This window comes from Tateyamaria armeniaca (assembly GCF_045797845.1).
GTDB lineage: Bacteria > Pseudomonadota > Alphaproteobacteria > Rhodobacterales > Rhodobacteraceae > Tateyamaria > Tateyamaria armeniaca.
Map to the genome: position 1 here is coordinate 1,119,975 of NZ_JBHDIY010000002.1, position 15,225 is coordinate 1,135,199.

Genomic DNA, 15,225 nt, shown 5'->3' on the forward strand with positions numbered 1-15,225 from the left:
CTTGGGGGGCGGAACATGTCGACCACGCCGATGATGGCGCAATATCTCGAAATCAAAGCGGCACACCCCGGTGCGCTGCTTTTTTATCGCATGGGCGACTTTTACGAGATGTTCTTTGACGATGCCGTCAATGCTGCCGCCGCGCTCGACATTGCGCTCACCAAACGCGGCAAGCATGACGGTGACGATATCCCGATGTGCGGCGTCCCGGTGCATTCCGCCGAAGGGTACCTGCTGACCCTGATCCGCAAGGGGTTTCGCGTGGCCGTTTGTGAACAAATGGAAAGCCCGGCAGAGGCGAAAAAGCGTGGTTCAAAGTCCGTCGTCAAACGCGACGTGGTGCGGCTGGTCACGCCGGGAACTCTGATCGAAGAGTCACTGCTTGAGGCGCGACGTCACAACTTTCTCGCCGCAGTCGCCGAAGTCAGGGACAAGTGCGCGCTCGCCTGGGTCGACATCTCGACCGGGGCGTTTCATGTCATGGCGCTCGATTTGGCCCAGTTAGGGCCTGAATTGGCGCGCCTCGCCCCATCAGAACTGGTTGTCGCAGACACGAAAGAAGAGGTGCTGCGGCCCATCAGCGAGGATTTCGGCATTCCCGTTACCACGCTGGGTCTCGCCGCTTTCGACAGCGCCGCAGGTATGGGCCGTCTTTGCGATCTGTTCCGGGTGGCGACGCTGGATGCCTATGGGTCCTTTGACCGGGCCGAAGTCGGCGCGATGGGCGCGCTGGTCGAATATCTTGAGATCACGCAAAAGGGCAACTTGCCGCTGTTGCGTCCCCCGCTGCAGGAAACACAGTCCAAGACGGTGCAGATCGACGCGGCAACACGGCGAAACCTTGAGCTGACGGCCGGGCTGTCCGGCGGGCGTGCCGGGTCCCTGCTTGAAACCGTGGACAAGACGGTCACCGCCGCCGGGGCGCGTTTGCTGGAACGGCGCCTGTCATCCCCTTCCCGCGTGTTAGAGACGGTTTCGAACCGGATCGACGCCGTGTCATTCTGCGTATCCGATCAGGATTTTTGCCAGTCAGTCCGCACAGCCCTGCGCAGTGTGCCCGATATGGATCGCGCCCTGTCCCGCCTGTCGCTGGATCGCGGTGGCCCGCGCGATCTGACGGCCCTGCGTGCCGGGCTGACTCAGGCGCAGACATTGGCCGGGCTCACACAGACCGAATTTCCGACCTTACTGACAGGCGCATTTGGTGATCTCACCGGGCATGACGCCCTGATTGATCAGCTGGCCGCTGATCTGGTCGCCGAACCCCTGTTGCTGGTCCGCGATGGCGGCTTCATCGCCTCAGGCTGCGATGCGGAACTGGATGAGGCCCGCAAGCTGCGGGACGAAGGGCGGTCTGTGATCGCCCAGCTTCAACAGGACTATGCAAAGACAACCGCGGTCCAATCCCTCAAGATCAAGTATAACAACGTACTGGGCTACTTCATCGAAGTCACTGCGACCCACGCAGACAAGATGATGTCAGTCCCACTGAGTGAGACATTCATTCACCGTCAAACCACCGCCAATCAGGTCCGGTTCACAACCGTGGATCTATCCAGCCTCGAAACCCGTATCCTGAACGCCGGATCGCAAGCCATCGAGATCGAAAAGCGTCACTATGAAAGGCTAAAAGGGCTTGTTCTGGACGCCGCGCCGCAGATCAGCCAAACCTCCCGCGCGTTGGCCGAAATTGATCTGACCACGGGACTTGCGCATCTGGCCGTCACCGAAAATTGGTGCAAGCCGACGCTCGACACATCGCGCACCTTTGACATTGCGGGTGGGCGACACCCCGTTGTCGAGCGCGCGTTGCGCCAACAAGGCGGTGATCCGTTCATCGCCAATGACTGCGTTCTGAATGCCGAAGACACGGCGGCCATCTGGTTGCTGACCGGGCCAAACATGGCCGGTAAATCGACTTTTCTACGCCAGAACGCCCTGATCACCATACTCGCACAAACAGGCAGTTTCGTGCCTGCGACCCATGCCCATATCGGGCTGGTCAGCCAAATCTTCAGCCGCGTCGGGGCATCTGATGACCTCGCGCGCGGACGGTCGACATTCATGGTCGAGATGGTAGAAACCGCTGCCATTCTCAATCAGGCAGACGACCGCGCGCTGGTCATTCTTGACGAAATCGGGCGCGGCACGGCGACATATGACGGCCTGTCGATTGCCTGGGCGACGCTCGAACACCTGCACGACGTCAACAAGTCGCGCGCGCTGTTCGCCACGCATTACCACGAAATGACAGCGCTCGCTGCCAAACTGGATGGCGTGGAAAACGCCACGGTCACGGTCAAGGAATGGGAAGGCGAGGTGATCTTTCTGCACGAAGTGCGGCGGGGAGCGGCGGACCGGTCCTATGGCGTGCAGGTGGCGCAACTTGCCGGCCTGCCCAGCGCCGTCATTGCGCGCGCACGGGTTGTTCTGGACGCATTGGAAAGCGGCGAACGCGAAGGGGGTGCGACGCAAAAAACGCTGATCGACGATCTGCCGCTGTTTTCAGCCACACCCGCGCCGGCCCCGGCCAAGCTCAAACCATCACCTGCGCTTGAGTTGCTCGAAGCAATCCACCCCGATGATCTGTCGCCGCGCGACGCGCTCGACCTGATCTATAAACTGAAAGACGCGGCCAAAGACTGACCGCGCCCATCCATTTTTCGAAATTTCTGGCCTTAGCTGGCAGGCATCGACGACACACCGACCTGCGCGGGGCGCAGCAAACGGTCGTGCAGCATGAACCCTTCGGCGGCGACCTGAATGATCTCGCCCGCCTTGGTGCCGGGCACGGGTGCTTCGAACATCGCCTGATGATGCTGCGGATCGAACGCGTCACCCACTTCGGGCGCGATCACTTCGATCCCGTGTTTCTTGAACACGTTCAGCAATTCGCGCATCGTCAGCTCGACACCTTCCAGCACCGCACCGGACACTTCGCGCTGTTCATCCGTAATCGATTCAAGCGCGCGCTTCATGTTGTCGTAGACCGGCAGCATATCGCGGGCGAGCTTTGATCCACCGTAATTCTCGGCTTCGCGCCGATCCTTCTCGGACCGTTTGCGCGCGTTTTCGGCATCCGCAAGCGCCCGCATGAAACGGTCTTTCAGCTGATCCCGCTCAGCGCGCAACTGATCAAGCTCCAGCGCTTCATCATCAATCTCCAACATCTCGTCGGCATAGGTTTCATCCTCTGCTTCTTCGATGTCGTCCAGAAAATCGTCATTCTTTGGCTCAGCCATTTGTCACCTTTCACTGCGGTCCGACAGCATCCGCCCGACCAGCTGGGCTGTGTAATCCACGATCGGAACGATCCGGCCATAATTCAGCCGCGTGGGGCCAATCACCCCAACCGCACCGATCACCTTTCGATCCGCGTTCATATATGGGGAAACCACCAAAGAGGAACCCGAAAGTGAGAAAAGTTTGTTCTCTGAGCCAATAAAAATGCGCACACCGTCCCCGGTTTCGGTCAGGTCCAAAAACTCGGCGATGTCGCGCTTGCGTTCAAGATCGTCAAAGAGGCTGCGAATACGGTCCAGATCCCCCGCCTCTGCCGTGTCGTCCAGCAGATTCGCGCGACCCCGCACGATCAACCGTTCGGGGGAATCGCCCGCCCCCTCCCACGAGGCAAGCCCGCTTTGCACCAGCGCGTGCGACAGACTGTCGATCTCTTGCCGCCGCGTCTCGATCTCGCGCTGCACGATGGTGGTGACTTCGCTCAGCGTATGCCCTTCGATCATCGCGTTCAGAAAGTTGGCCGCCTCGCGCATCGACGATTGGGTTTGCCCCGGTGGCGGCTGAAACAGTCGGTTTTCCACATGACCATCGGCAAAGACGATCACGACCAGCGCTTGCTCGGGACCAAGCGGGACAAAATCCAGATGCTTGATCGGCGCCTCGCGTTTCGGGGTGAGGACAAGCGACGCCCCATGGGTCACACCGGACAAAGCAGAGCCTACACGGTCCAAAAGGCCCGATACGTCCTTCTCGTTCGACCCCAGGGTCGCATCAATCTTTTCGCGATCCGATTCGTCCGGCAGGCCGACTTCCAGCAAACCATCCACGAACATCCGCAGCCCCTGCTGCGTCGGCACCCGGCCCGCGCTGATATGCGGACTGCCCAACAACCCCATGAATTCGAGGTCCTGCATCACGTTGCGGATGGTCGCCGCGCTGACCTTTTCACTGAAATCCCGCGTCAGCGTCCGTGACCCGACCGGATCACCGGATTCCAGATACCCTTCGACCACGCGGCGAAACACTTCGCGCGAACGGTCGTTCATATCATCAAGGATTTTCTGGGTCTCGGTCATCAGGTGCTATTAAGGTCCACTGAAATCAAAGGTCAATCGGGGTTGCCACTGGGTCCGGGCTGGCGTTATCCCCACACAGCAGCAAAAAGGACATCCCATGCGCCCCTCTGGACGAGAGTTAAGTGAAATGCGTGCCGTTTCAATCGAAACGGGCTTCACCAAACACGCCGAGGGGTCTGCCCTCATCAAAATGGGGGACACGCATGTTCTGTGCACGGCAACAATCGAAGAACGCGTACCACCTTTCATCAAAGGCTCTGGCCTCGGTTGGGTGACGGCGGAATACGGTATGCTGCCCCGCGCCACCAATACCCGGATGCGGCGCGAGGCGGCATCGGGCAAGCAAGGCGGTCGGACCGTGGAAATCCAGCGCCTGATCGGGCGCGCCCTGCGCGCAGGCGTGGACCGGGTCGCGCTGGGTGAACGCCAGATCACTATCGACTGCGATGTATTGCAGGCCGATGGCGGCACGCGCTGCGCGTCGATCACCGGTGGCTGGGTCGCGCTGCGTCTTGCAGTGGACAAGCTGATCAAGGCGGGCGACATCATCAGCAATCCCCTGATCTCTCCGGTCGCGGCGGTCAGTTGCGGGATCTACGCAGGCCAGCCGGTTCTTGACCTCGACTACCCCGAGGACAGCGAGGCAGGTGTTGACGGCAATTTCATCATGACAGCCGACGGCCAACTGATCGAAATCCAGATGAGCGCGGAAGGATCGACGTTTTCGCGCGACCAGATGAACAGCCTCATGGAATTGGCCGAAAAAGGTGTCGGCGAGTTGGCAGAACTGCAATTGGCGGCCTGTGCATGACACGGACGTTTGACGGCAAACGCATCCTGATCGCAACCCACAACGCGGGCAAGCTGGAAGAGATGGAGCAGCTTTTTGCCCCGTTTGGCGTCGAGGTTGTGGGGGCCGCTTCACTTGACCTGCCGGAACCTGAGGAAACAGAAACTACATTCGTTGGCAACGCCCGGATCAAGGCGCATGCTGCGGTCAAGGCCACCGGCCTGCCCGCCCTAGCGGATGATTCCGGGATCGAAGTAGATGGCCTTGACGGCGCGCCTGGCGTTTACACGGCTGATTGGGCAGAGACACCCGACGGGCGCGATTTCATGATGGCGATGACGCGCACGCATTCCGAATTGATCGAACGCAACGCTGCGCAACCATGGACGGCGCGGTTTTGCTCGACACTCGTGCTCGCCTGGCCCGACGGCCACGACGAGGTGTTTGCCGGGACAGCCGAGGGCACATTGGTCTGGCCCGTACGCGGCGCACTGGGACACGGCTACGATCCCATGTTCCAACCCATCGGCCATACACGCACGTTTGCCGAGATGTCGGCTGATGAAAAGAATGCAATCAGCCATCGCGCTGACAGCTTTGCCAAACTGATCGCAGGTTGCTTTGGCTGAGGATTGGGAGGCAGGCGGCTTTGGCCTGTACCTTCACTGGCCATTCTGCGCTGCCAAATGCCCTTATTGCGATTTCAACAGCCATGTGACCGCCTCGGTCGATCACGACGCATGGCGCGCCGCATTTGTGTCCGAAATCGAACGCGCAGGCGAACGCACCCCAGGTCGCGTTTTGCACTCCGTCTTTTTCGGCGGCGGCACCCCCAGCTTGATGGAACCGGCAACTGTCGATGCGATCATGAACACCGTGCATCGCACATGGCCCACCGCCAACGATCTCGAAGTGACGCTTGAAGCAAATCCCACATCCGTCGAGGCCGGGAAATTCGCCGACTTCCGCGCGGCGGGGATCAACCGCGTGTCCATGGGCATTCAGGCGCTGAACGATGCCGACCTGCGCAAACTGGGCCGGATGCACACCACCGCCGAAGGGCTCGCCGCCTTTGACATCGCGCGGCACACGTTTGATCGGGTCAGCTTTGATCTAATGTACGGACGGCAAAACCAGTCTCTTAGCGCTTGGGAAACGGAACTGACCGACGCCCTGAAACTCGATCTCGACCACGTTTCGCTTTACCAACTGACCATCGAACCCGGCACTGTTTTCGGGGATCGCTACAAGATCGGCAAACTGGCTGGCCTGCCCGACGACGATCTTTCGGCAGACATGTATGCGCTGACCCAAGACATTTGCGCCGATCACAACATGCCCCGCTATGAAGTGTCCAACCACGCAAAATACGGATCGGAATCGCGCCACAACAAAGTCTATTGGCGATACGGCGATTACGTCGGGATTGGTCCCGGCGCGCATGGACGGCTGACAATGGATGGGCGCCGGATTGCCACGGAACAGGCGCGTATGCCTACCGCCTGGCTGGACGGCACAAACCGTGAACAATTTGAAACACTTTCCGGCCGGGATCAGGCAGTCGAGTTTCTGATGATGGGTCTGCGCCTGACCGAAGGCGTCGATACCAACCGCTTCGAAATGCTGTCAGGCTACCCGCTGTCCGCCACTCCTGTCATGGAATTGACGGACATGGGCCTGATAACTGTAAAGGACAGCAATTTATCTGTTACAGATCAGGGGTTTACTTTGCTTAACGCTGTCTTGCGAAAACTTTTGGAAGACTAACCCGCACTCAACTTGCGGCACAGGTCATCCAACTGCTCCAGCGTGTCGTATTTCAGGGTGATGTGCCCCGACTCACCGTCCGGCTTGTGAGTCAACGTGACCTTCACACCGGTGGCGGCAGACAAATCAGCCTCCAGCGCTCGCGTGTCAGCGTCTTTTTCCGCACCACCGGGTTTGGCCATACTGCCCGGGCCGACAGCTCTGTATGGCGCATCCGCGGCCTTCACCAAAGCCTCAGTCGCACGCACGGACAAATCGCCCGCGATCACCTTCTTGGCCAGCCCGTCTGGATCCTGCGCCGTGATCAGCGCGCGCGCATGTCCGGCGCTCAACGTACCGTCATTGACATAGGCCTGGATCGATTCCGGCAGAGTGAGCAGCCGAAGCAAGTTCGCAATGTGGCTACGGCTTTTGCCCAGCGCTTCGGCCAGCTTGCCCTGTGTGTGCCCAAACCGATCCATCAACTGCCGGTACCCAGCCGCCTCTTCAATCGGGTTAAGATCGGCGCGCTGAATGTTCTCGATTATGGCGACTTCCAGCACTTCGATATCCGTGAACTCACGCACCAGGACCGGCAGGCTGTGCAATTGCGCCTGTTGGGCCGCACGCCAGCGCCGTTCGCCCGCCACGATTTCATAACCGTTGTCAGATGGACGGACGATCAATGGCTGCAGGACACCCTTTTCCTTAATCGACGCGACCAGATCATCCAGCGGCGCGGTTTCAAACCGTTTCCGCGGCTGATTGGGGTTCGGGTGGATCTGCTCAATCGGAACCTGTTGTCCGCCTCCGGCCTGCGAGGTGTCCCGATCAGTTGGTTCTGACACATCCGCCATCAAGGCCGACAGACCACGCCCCAATCCCCGTTTCTTGTCACCCGCCATCCGTCAAACTCCTACATTCACGCCGTGACCGACCAGCTCTTTGGCCAGATCGCGATAGGCAATCGCACCCTTGGATGCGGTGTCATATGTCAGAACCGGCATCGCAAAGGACGGCGCCTCGCTCACCCGCACATTGCGCGGAATGCGCGTCTTGAACACAAGATCACCAAGATTGTCCCGCGCGTCCTGCTCAACCTGTTGCGACAGATTGTTCCGCGCGTCGTGCATCGTCATCACCACACCTTCAATCCGCAGCTTGGGGTTGCCCGTCTGGCGAACCTCACGAATGGTCAGCATCAACTGGGACAGCCCCTCAAGCGCAAAGAACTCGCTTTGCAGCGGAACAAGCACGGAATGCGACGCGATCATCGCATTCACAGTCAGCAAATTCAGCGAAGGTGGGCAGTCAATCAGGATGTAATCAAACCCAAATCTATCCATATGAGGCTGACGCAACGCATCATGTAGTAGGAAACTGCGTTTTTCATTGGAGATAAGTTCGATATCGGCAGAGCTCAGATCAACAGTTGCTGGCACCACCATGAGGTTTTCGATGTCAGTGCTCAGGATCACATCATCCAGATCAACATCTTCCAGCAGCAGCTCATAAGTTGTGTATTCGCGGTCTTCCAGCTCAATACCTAGACCGGTGGAGGCGTTACCCTGCGGGTCGAGGTCGATGACCAGCACACGATACTTCAACTCCACAAGAGCAGCGGCGAGGTTGATGGTGGTCGTGGTCTTGCCAACGCCACCCTTCTGGTTCGCCACCGAGATGATTTTGGGCCGCGCTTTCAGAAGAGGTTCAGACACGCTCGATTTCCTTTATCCGCAAGATTGCTGCCTTTGGATTCGTTCTACTTGGTGTCGCGTCACAAGAAAACCGCCAGTTCGCCTTTGCGGCGGAAACTTCATCTTCCCACGCCTCGCCCTTCATGAATACGCATTCCCCGCCTGCTTTCAGGTGCCGGAAAGCGTATCCCAGCAACGTATCCAGACTGGCAAGCGCACGGGCTGACACAATCTGCGCTGATTGCGGATGCAGGTTTTCTACCCTTTCCGCCACAACATCGAATGAAACATCCAGCTCCCGCGCGCATGTCCTTAAGAAAGTCGCCTTGCGCTGATCGCTCTCAACCATCGTCATTCGCTGACTGTGCCCGTCACCTTGCGCGAGAATCGCGACCACGACACCCGGCAAGCCGCCTCCACTTCCCAAATCCAGCCAGTTTTTGTCATCGGGCGTGTAGATCTGTGCAGAATCCCAGATATGCCGCTCTTCCAGGTCGGACTCTGATAATTTTGAGATCAGATTGATCTTCGTCGTCCATTTCCGAAGCAACTGGCCGTAATCTGCCAATTTCTCCAATGTTTCACGTGAAACATCGTGCGGGTACCAATTTGGAGCGTCCATCACGCCTGTTTCTTTTCCAAATACCGAATACGACCCAAGAGCAGCGCCAAGGCGGCAGGTGTCATGCCATCAATACGCGCGGCTTGCGAAAGATCGCCAGGCCGAACATGTTCAAGTTTTGCCTTCAACTCGGCGGACAGTCCGGTGACGGCCTGATACGCAAAGTCTGCGGGAATTGCGTAAGACTCGTCCTTCCGCAAGCGCTCGACATCTTGTTTCTGGCGCTCGATATAGTTCGCGTACAGCGCTTCCCTCGATATCTGAAGACCAACTTCGGGGTCCAAATCGCCAAGATCAGGGGCGAGACGCACAACGTCATCCAAAGACACATCTGGAAATGCAAGCAGCTGAAATGGTGTCCGCTTTGTCCCGTCTTGATTGATCTTGATGCCGGATGCCGCAATTTGCTTGGGCGTAAAGCTGTCTGACATCATGCGTTCGCGCCCTGCATCGAGCTTTTCCAGCTTTCTGGTAAAACACTCAGCTCGATGCGTCCCAACACAACCAAGATCGATCCCCAATGGGGTCAAACGCTGATCCGCGTTGTCGGCGCGCAAGGACAGACGGAATTCCGCACGCGACGTAAACATCCGATACGGTTCGGTCACTCCCCGCGTTGTCAGATCATCGATCATGACCCCGATGTAGCTTTGGTCACGGCGGAAATAGACCGGATCGTCCCCCCGCGCAGATCGCGCAGCGTTCAGCCCTGCAACAAGCCCTTGAGCCGCTGCCTCCTCATACCCGGTCGTGCCATTGATTTGGCCCGCAAGGTACAGCCCCGGCACAGACCGCAAGGACAGATCAGCGTCCAGTACACAGGGGTCGACGAAGTCATATTCGATTGCGTAGCCTGGCTGCATGATGACCGCGTCCTCCAAACCAGCTATTGATTGGATATACGCACGCTGCACATCTTCAGGCAAAGAAGTCGAAACACCGTTTGGATAGACCGTATCGTCGTCAAGTCCTTCTGGCTCAAGGAAAATCTGGTGCGACTCCTTGTCGGCGAAGCGCACGATCTTGTCCTCGATAGACGGACAATAGCGCGGTCCGGTGCCGTCAATATGGCCTCCATACATCGCTGATCTGCTCAGATTGTCACGGATGATGTCGTGTGTTTTGCTGTTGGTATGCGTAATACCACACGCCACTTGGCGCAGCGGTGCTTTCCTTGACAGAAATGAAAACAGCGTCGGATCGTCGTCACCGTCTTGCCGCTCAAGCCGATCCCACGCGATGGTGCGCCCATCGAGACGCGGCGGGGTTCCTGTCTTCAGGCGGCCAAGGGGTAGATCAAAGTCATCGATGCGCTTCGCCAGTCTGGAGGATTCCTTATCCCCCATTCGACCACCAGCATAGGACACATCGCCGATATGGATAAGGCCCCGCAGGAAAGTGCCTGAAGTGAGGACGACGGTCTTTGACGCAAGCTCGGTTCCGTCCGCGAGCTTCACCCCCGTGACTGCGCTGCCTTCCATGAGGAAATCGACAACTTCACCTTCGATGATTGTCAGATTCTTTGCGTTTTCCGTGAGATTCAGCATTTCCCGCTGATATACACGGCGATCCGACTGCGCGCGGGGGCCCTGAACAGCCGGGCCTTTGCGACGGTTGAGCAGGCGGAACTGGATGCCCGACGCGTCAGCAACCTTACCCATGACTCCGTCCATGGCGTCGATTTCGCGAACAAGGTGGCCCTTGCCCAGCCCACCAATGGCCGGATTGCAGGACATGATGCCGATATCCGCCTTCTTCATTGTGACCAGCGCGGTATCGGCGCCGCTACGCGCCGCGGCATGCGCGGCTTCGCAGCCTGCGTGACCTCCGCCGACAACAAGGACGTCAAATTGTTTCACGTGAAACACTCCAGTCATTTTCCCAAGCAGAAGCTTGAAAATATCTCATCCAGCAGGTTTTCAACGCCTATACGCCCAACGAGCGCCTCAAGGGATCGAATCGATGTCCGGATTTCCTCTGCAGCAATATCATAGTGGTTCGGGCCATTGCCAACACACTCAGAAGCATATTGGAGCGCGATCAAAGACGCCTGCATCGCGTCCTTGTGCCGTGCATGTGTGGCGAGCCCGGCGGCCTGAGTTTTTTTCGATAGGGCCCCCGATATGGTCCCGATCAATTCAGGGATGCCTGCGCCTGTCTTACCGGAGACTGCCGGTTTGTTATCCATTCGTGTGTCCGCTTTCGGGGCGACACGGATATCGCCGTCGACGAACGGAACGGGCAAATTGTCGTGCGGCTCCGCCAAAAAGATGCGCAGATCGGCTGCGTTTGCCCGTGATACTGCGCGCTCAATACCTGTGACTTCGATCTCGTCCTCGCCATCACGCAAGCCGGCGGTGTCGAGCAAAGTGACCGCGTAGCCGTTCAGGTCCATACGCACCTCGATCACATCCCGCGTGGTACCTGCGCGTTCTGATGTGATTGCTGCCTCGCGCTTTGCCAAAGCATTGAGCAAGGTCGATTTTCCAGCGTTGGGTGGTCCGATGATCGCCACCTCGAACCCAGTGCGAATGCGTTCGGCGGCTGCAAATCCGCTGAGTTCTGTTTCTACTTCCATCCTTACCGATTCAAGCAAAGACAGGACTTCGGGGCTGACATCAACGGGTACTTCTTCGTCCGCGAAATCAATTGTGACCTCGATCAGCGCGGCCGCACGGATCAGGTTGGATCGCCATGTTTCGATCTTTTTTCCCAACGCCCCTTCGACAAGGCGCAGGGCCTGGCGGCGTTGTCCTTCGGTCTCAGATGCGATGAGATCGCCCAGCCCCTCAACCTGCGCCAGGTCCATCTTGTCGTTTTCCAGCGCGCGGCGGGTGAACTCCCCCGGCTCGGCCAGACGTGCGTCCCCTGCGCCAAGACAATTCAGCACCGCTGCTACAACGGCTACGCTGCCGTGCATATGAAGTTCAACTACGTCTTCGCCAGTAAAGCTGTGCGGGCCGGCAAAGCTGAGGATCAGCGCCTGATCCAGCGTTTCGCCGTTGTTGTCACGCAATTGCCGCAGACCGGCCTGCCGGACCGCGGGCAAGGGCCCACACAGGCGCTCCGCACTCTCTAAGGCTTTCGGGCCGGAGATACGGATCACGGCCACGCCAGCGCGGCCCTGCGCCGTGGCAAGGGCAAAAATCGTATCCATCACGGGCCCTCGGCGGTTGCGTTAGGTGTTCATGGAGTCGAAGAATTCTTCGTTCGTCTTCGTCTGCTTCAGCTTGGAAATCAGGAACTCGATTGCATCCGTCGTACCCATGGGGTTCAGGATACGGCGAAGAACAAAGGTTTTTGCCAGATCGATCTTGTCGACCAGCAGTTCTTCTTTCCGGGTGCCGGACTTGAGGATGTCGATGGCGGGGAACACGCGTTTGTCTGCGATCTTGCGATCCAGAACGATTTCCGAGTTACCTGTGCCTTTGAATTCTTCAAAGATGACCTCGTCCATCCGGCTGCCCGTATCGATCAGGGCCGTGGCGATGATGGTGAGCGATCCGCCCTCTTCGATATTCCGCGCAGCACCAAAGAACCGCTTGGGACGTTGCAGGGCGTTGGCATCAACACCACCAGTCAGGACTTTACCCGAGGATGGCACAACTGTGTTGAACGCTCTACCAAGTCTTGTGATCGAATCCAAAAGAATAACAACATCTCGTTTGTGTTCGACCAAGCGCTTGGCTTTTTCGATCACCATTTCGGAAACGGCCACGTGGCGTGTTGCCGGTTCATCGAAGGTCGAGCTGACCACCTCGCCCTTGACCGAACGCTGCATGTCCGTGACTTCTTCGGGGCGTTCGTCGATCAGCAGAACGATCAGGTAGCACTCCGGATGGTTCTTTTCGATACTGGAGGCGATGTTCTGCATCAGAACCGTCTTACCTGTCCGTGGCGGCGCAGTGATCAACGCACGCTGGCCTTTGCCGATGGGGGCCACCAGATCAATGATCCGGGCCGAGCGATCCTTGGTTGCAGGATCGTCCGTTTCCATCTTCAGACGCTCGTCGGGATAAAGCGGCGTGAGGTTGTCGAATGCAATCTTGTGCTTGGCCCTTTCGGGTTCTTCAAAATTGATGCGGGTCGCGCTGGTCAACGCGAAATAGCGTTCGGAATCGTCCGGCGCCTTGATCATCCCATCAATCGTGTCGCCGGTGCGCAGCGAATACTGGCGGATCATGTCGGGCGAGACATAAATGTCATCGGGGCCCGGTAGGTAGTTCGCCTCGGGCGAGCGCAAGAAGCCGAACCCGTCCTGCAACACTTCAAGCACGCCGTCGCCGTAGACTTCCCAGCCTTCGTCTGCGCGTTCCCGCAGGATCTGGAACATCATCTCGCCCTTGCGCATGGTTGAGGCGTTTTCGATTTCCAACTCTTCGGCCATAGCCAGCAAATCTTTGGGGCTTTGTGCCTTGAGATCGGCAAGTGCGAGGACTTCGGTGGTTTCTTCAGATGTCATGGGAATACTCTTGGCCCGCCTGCAATCAGGCGAAGCGCGAACCTTGGGATGTAAAAGCTGTATGCGGTCCCCGGACGAGGTGCAGGGATCAGATAGGCGGATGAACGGCCTGAGTCAACGGGTTCAGAATTTGACAACTACGGACAGGACGATCAGCACCATCAGCACAGTGGGCACTTCGTTCATCATGCGGTACTGACGGCCTGTCATGATCGACCCGCCGGAGGCGAACATGCGCCTTTGCTTGCTCAGCCACCCGTGAAAGCCCGACATCGCCAGAATGCCGATGAGCTTGGTCCAGGGCCACACGGCCCCCCAATCGACAACACCGGGGATCAGGGCAAGGCAGATGCCAAAGACCCAGGTCGCGATCATCGCCGGGTTCATGATCACCTTGAGAAGTTTATGCTCCATCGTCTGAAACAGCACGTGGGTGTCCCCGCTCAGCCCCACCTGTTCTGAGTGGTAGACGTAGAGACGTGGCAGATAGAACAGTGCGGCCATCCATGCGATGACGGACATGATATGAAATGCCTTGATCCATGGATAAAGACTGGCAAGCAGATCGGTCATGGCACGTCCTTCTGGTTCGCGGCCCACCTATAAATAAATAAAGAATTAAAAAGAAGATGATGATGAGGTAGGGATCGGGATTTCTGTGGATTAACGGGCTGTACCTTGGTTTTTCACAGGGAGGATATCGTTCTCGCCAGATAGAAAATCTTGAAGAATAACTCTGTTTTATAATTATATATCAAATGCTTATGATGACCAAGACGCCCCGAAACCATGCGCACTTTTGTGGATAACCATGTACAGTTGTTGTTGTTCACAGCAGACAGGTTTTCCTTGTCCTTTGCGGGTTAAAAAAGGGTAAACATCCCCAGACGGGCTTAACACCTGACGGTCCTTTGAACTTCGCCGATCTGCGCACACCACATCAACGCAATACCCCCCGGATTCCACACAAGGTTACCCACATGCATACCCCCATCATTCTGGCGTCCGGTTCTGCCATCAGGGCGCAATTGTTGCGCAATGCCGGTGTCGACTTTGACGTGCAGGTGGCCCGCATTGACGAAGCGGCGATTAAGGACAGTCTGCTGGCCGAAGCCGCCCCGCCCCGCGATATTGCCGACGCGCTGGCCGAAATGAAAGCGCGCAAAGTGGCCGACAAGAATCCGGAAGCCATGGTGATCGGCTGCGATCAGGTTCTGGCCTTTGACAACGGGATCCTGTCCAAGCCGAGCAGTCCGGAGGATGCCGCCAACCAGTTGCGTCGGATGCGCGGCCAGCAGCACATGCTGCTGTCAGCCGCGGTCATCTATTCCGAAGGCAAGCCGATCTGGCGCCATATCGGTCAGGTCAGGTTGCGTATGCGGGATGTGTCGGATGAGTACCTTGATGGGTATATTTCAAGAAATTGGGATGACATCCGCCATTCAGTTGGCGCATATCAGCTTGAAGGTGAGGGTGTGCGCCTGTTCCACAGTATCAATGGCGACTATTTCCATGTTCTTGGTCTGCCGTTGTTGGAGTTGCTGGCGTTTCTGACCCTGCGCGGCGTGATCGAAGGATAATAAGGTTACGAA

General features: G+C 57.8%; 14 protein-coding genes. 5 read left to right on the forward strand and 9 right to left on the reverse strand.

What is annotated here, in order from left to right; all coding sequences use genetic code 11:
- Positions 1-15 precede the first annotated feature (15 nt).
- Positions 16-2,646, forward strand: coding sequence for a DNA mismatch repair protein MutS (mutS, locus tag ACERZ8_RS05570; protein WP_407591166.1), 2,631 nt, complete (start codon positions 16-18; stop codon positions 2,644-2,646).
- A gap of 32 nt (positions 2,647-2,678) precedes the next feature.
- Here mutS and ACERZ8_RS05575 read toward each other — a convergent pair whose 3' ends face one another.
- Together ACERZ8_RS05575 and hrcA are read right to left on the reverse strand one after the other, a co-directional pair.
- Entirely contained in the window at positions 2,679-3,242 is a 564-nt protein-coding gene (locus ACERZ8_RS05575; RefSeq protein ID WP_407591168.1) for a nucleotide exchange factor GrpE, read from the reverse strand.
- A gap of 3 nt (positions 3,243-3,245) precedes the next feature.
- On the reverse strand, positions 3,246-4,286 hold the full coding sequence (hrcA, locus tag ACERZ8_RS05580; protein WP_407594173.1) for a heat-inducible transcriptional repressor HrcA: 1,041 nt from the start codon (positions 4,284-4,286) through the stop codon (positions 3,246-3,248).
- A gap of 127 nt (positions 4,287-4,413) precedes the next feature.
- Here hrcA and rph point away from each other — a divergent pair, with 127 nt between their 5' ends.
- Genes rph through hemW form a run of 3 tightly spaced genes read left to right on the forward strand, consistent with a single transcriptional unit; the run spans position 4,414 to position 6,873 of the window.
- Entirely contained in the window at positions 4,414-5,127 is a 714-nt protein-coding gene (gene rph, locus ACERZ8_RS05585) for a ribonuclease PH (protein WP_407591169.1), read from the forward strand.
- The gene (rdgB, locus tag ACERZ8_RS05590; RefSeq protein WP_407591171.1) at positions 5,124-5,735 is read left to right on the forward strand and encodes an RdgB/HAM1 family non-canonical purine NTP pyrophosphatase; all 612 of its coding nucleotides are present in this window, start codon (positions 5,124-5,126) and stop codon (positions 5,733-5,735) included. The genes rph and rdgB overlap by 4 nt, the downstream gene beginning before the upstream one ends.
- Positions 5,728-6,873, forward strand: coding sequence for a radical SAM family heme chaperone HemW (hemW, locus tag ACERZ8_RS05595; protein WP_407591172.1), 1,146 nt, complete (start codon positions 5,728-5,730; stop codon positions 6,871-6,873). Before rdgB ends, hemW begins: the two co-directional genes overlap by 8 nt.
- Here the strand turns inward: hemW and ACERZ8_RS05600 are convergent.
- The 7 genes from ACERZ8_RS05600 to hemJ all read right to left on the reverse strand — a co-directional run bounded on the left by ACERZ8_RS05600 (position 6,870) and on the right by hemJ (position 14,206).
- Positions 6,870-7,757 (reverse strand): ParB/RepB/Spo0J family partition protein, encoded by an 888-nt coding sequence (locus ACERZ8_RS05600; RefSeq protein ID WP_407591174.1) that lies wholly within the window; start codon positions 7,755-7,757, stop codon positions 6,870-6,872. The genes hemW and ACERZ8_RS05600 overlap by 4 nt on opposite strands.
- A gap of 3 nt (positions 7,758-7,760) precedes the next feature.
- Positions 7,761-8,570: a ParA family protein gene (locus ACERZ8_RS05605; protein ID WP_407591175.1), complete on the reverse strand. Its 810-nt coding sequence runs from the start codon at positions 8,568-8,570 to the stop codon at positions 7,761-7,763.
- Entirely contained in the window at positions 8,563-9,171 is a 609-nt protein-coding gene (gene rsmG / locus ACERZ8_RS05610; RefSeq protein WP_407591176.1) for a 16S rRNA (guanine(527)-N(7))-methyltransferase RsmG, read from the reverse strand. Before rsmG ends, ACERZ8_RS05605 begins: the two co-directional genes overlap by 8 nt.
- On the reverse strand, positions 9,171-11,048 hold the full coding sequence (gene mnmG, locus ACERZ8_RS05615; protein WP_407591177.1) for a tRNA uridine-5-carboxymethylaminomethyl(34) synthesis enzyme MnmG: 1,878 nt from the start codon (positions 11,046-11,048) through the stop codon (positions 9,171-9,173). Before mnmG ends, rsmG begins: the two co-directional genes overlap by 1 nt.
- Positions 11,045-12,328 carry a tRNA uridine-5-carboxymethylaminomethyl(34) synthesis GTPase MnmE gene (mnmE, locus tag ACERZ8_RS05620; RefSeq protein ID WP_407591179.1) on the reverse strand — a complete coding sequence of 428 codons (1,284 nt, stop codon included), beginning with the start codon at positions 12,326-12,328 and terminating at the stop codon, positions 11,045-11,047. Before mnmE ends, mnmG begins: the two co-directional genes overlap by 4 nt.
- Positions 12,329-12,349: 21 nt before the next feature.
- A complete protein-coding gene (rho, locus tag ACERZ8_RS05625) occupies positions 12,350-13,633 on the reverse strand; it encodes a transcription termination factor Rho (RefSeq protein ID WP_407591180.1) in 1,284 nt (427 codons plus the stop codon).
- Positions 13,634-13,756: 123 nt separating this feature from the next.
- Positions 13,757-14,206 (reverse strand): protoporphyrinogen oxidase HemJ, encoded by a 450-nt coding sequence (hemJ, locus tag ACERZ8_RS05630; protein WP_407591182.1) that lies wholly within the window; start codon positions 14,204-14,206, stop codon positions 13,757-13,759.
- Between the two features lie 407 nt (positions 14,207-14,613).
- On the opposite strand from hemJ, the gene ACERZ8_RS05635 reads away from it, so the two are divergent.
- Positions 14,614-15,213: a Maf family protein gene (locus ACERZ8_RS05635; RefSeq protein WP_407591184.1), complete on the forward strand. Its 600-nt coding sequence runs from the start codon at positions 14,614-14,616 to the stop codon at positions 15,211-15,213.
- The last annotated feature ends 12 nt before the right edge of the window (positions 15,214-15,225 follow it).

What these genes read in the sequence shown, in the direction of transcription:
- mutS (WP_407591166.1), top strand. Translation starts at nt 16, where the DNA reads ATGTCGACCACGCCGATGATGGCGCAATATCTCGAAATCAAAGCGGCA.
- ACERZ8_RS05575 (WP_407591168.1), bottom strand. Translation starts at nt 3,242, where the DNA reads ATGGCTGAGCCAAAGAATGACGATTTTCTGGACGACATCGAAGAAGCA.
- hrcA (WP_407594173.1), bottom strand. Translation starts at nt 4,286, where the DNA reads ATGAACGACCGTTCGCGCGAAGTGTTTCGCCGCGTGGTCGAAGGGTAT.
- rph (WP_407591169.1), top strand. Translation starts at nt 4,414, where the DNA reads ATGCGCCCCTCTGGACGAGAGTTAAGTGAAATGCGTGCCGTTTCAATC.
- rdgB (WP_407591171.1), top strand. Translation starts at nt 5,124, where the DNA reads ATGACACGGACGTTTGACGGCAAACGCATCCTGATCGCAACCCACAAC.
- ACERZ8_RS05600 (WP_407591174.1), bottom strand. Translation starts at nt 7,757, where the DNA reads ATGGCGGGTGACAAGAAACGGGGATTGGGGCGTGGTCTGTCGGCCTTG.
- rsmG (WP_407591176.1), bottom strand. Translation starts at nt 9,171, where the DNA reads ATGGACGCTCCAAATTGGTACCCGCACGATGTTTCACGTGAAACATTG.
- mnmG (WP_407591177.1), bottom strand. Translation starts at nt 11,048, where the DNA reads ATGACTGGAGTGTTTCACGTGAAACAATTTGACGTCCTTGTTGTCGGC.
- mnmE (WP_407591179.1), bottom strand. Translation starts at nt 12,328, where the DNA reads ATGGATACGATTTTTGCCCTTGCCACGGCGCAGGGCCGCGCTGGCGTG.
- rho (WP_407591180.1), bottom strand. Translation starts at nt 13,633, where the DNA reads ATGACATCTGAAGAAACCACCGAAGTCCTCGCACTTGCCGATCTCAAG.
- hemJ (WP_407591182.1), bottom strand. Translation starts at nt 14,206, where the DNA reads ATGACCGATCTGCTTGCCAGTCTTTATCCATGGATCAAGGCATTTCAT.
- ACERZ8_RS05635 (WP_407591184.1), top strand. Translation starts at nt 14,614, where the DNA reads ATGCATACCCCCATCATTCTGGCGTCCGGTTCTGCCATCAGGGCGCAA.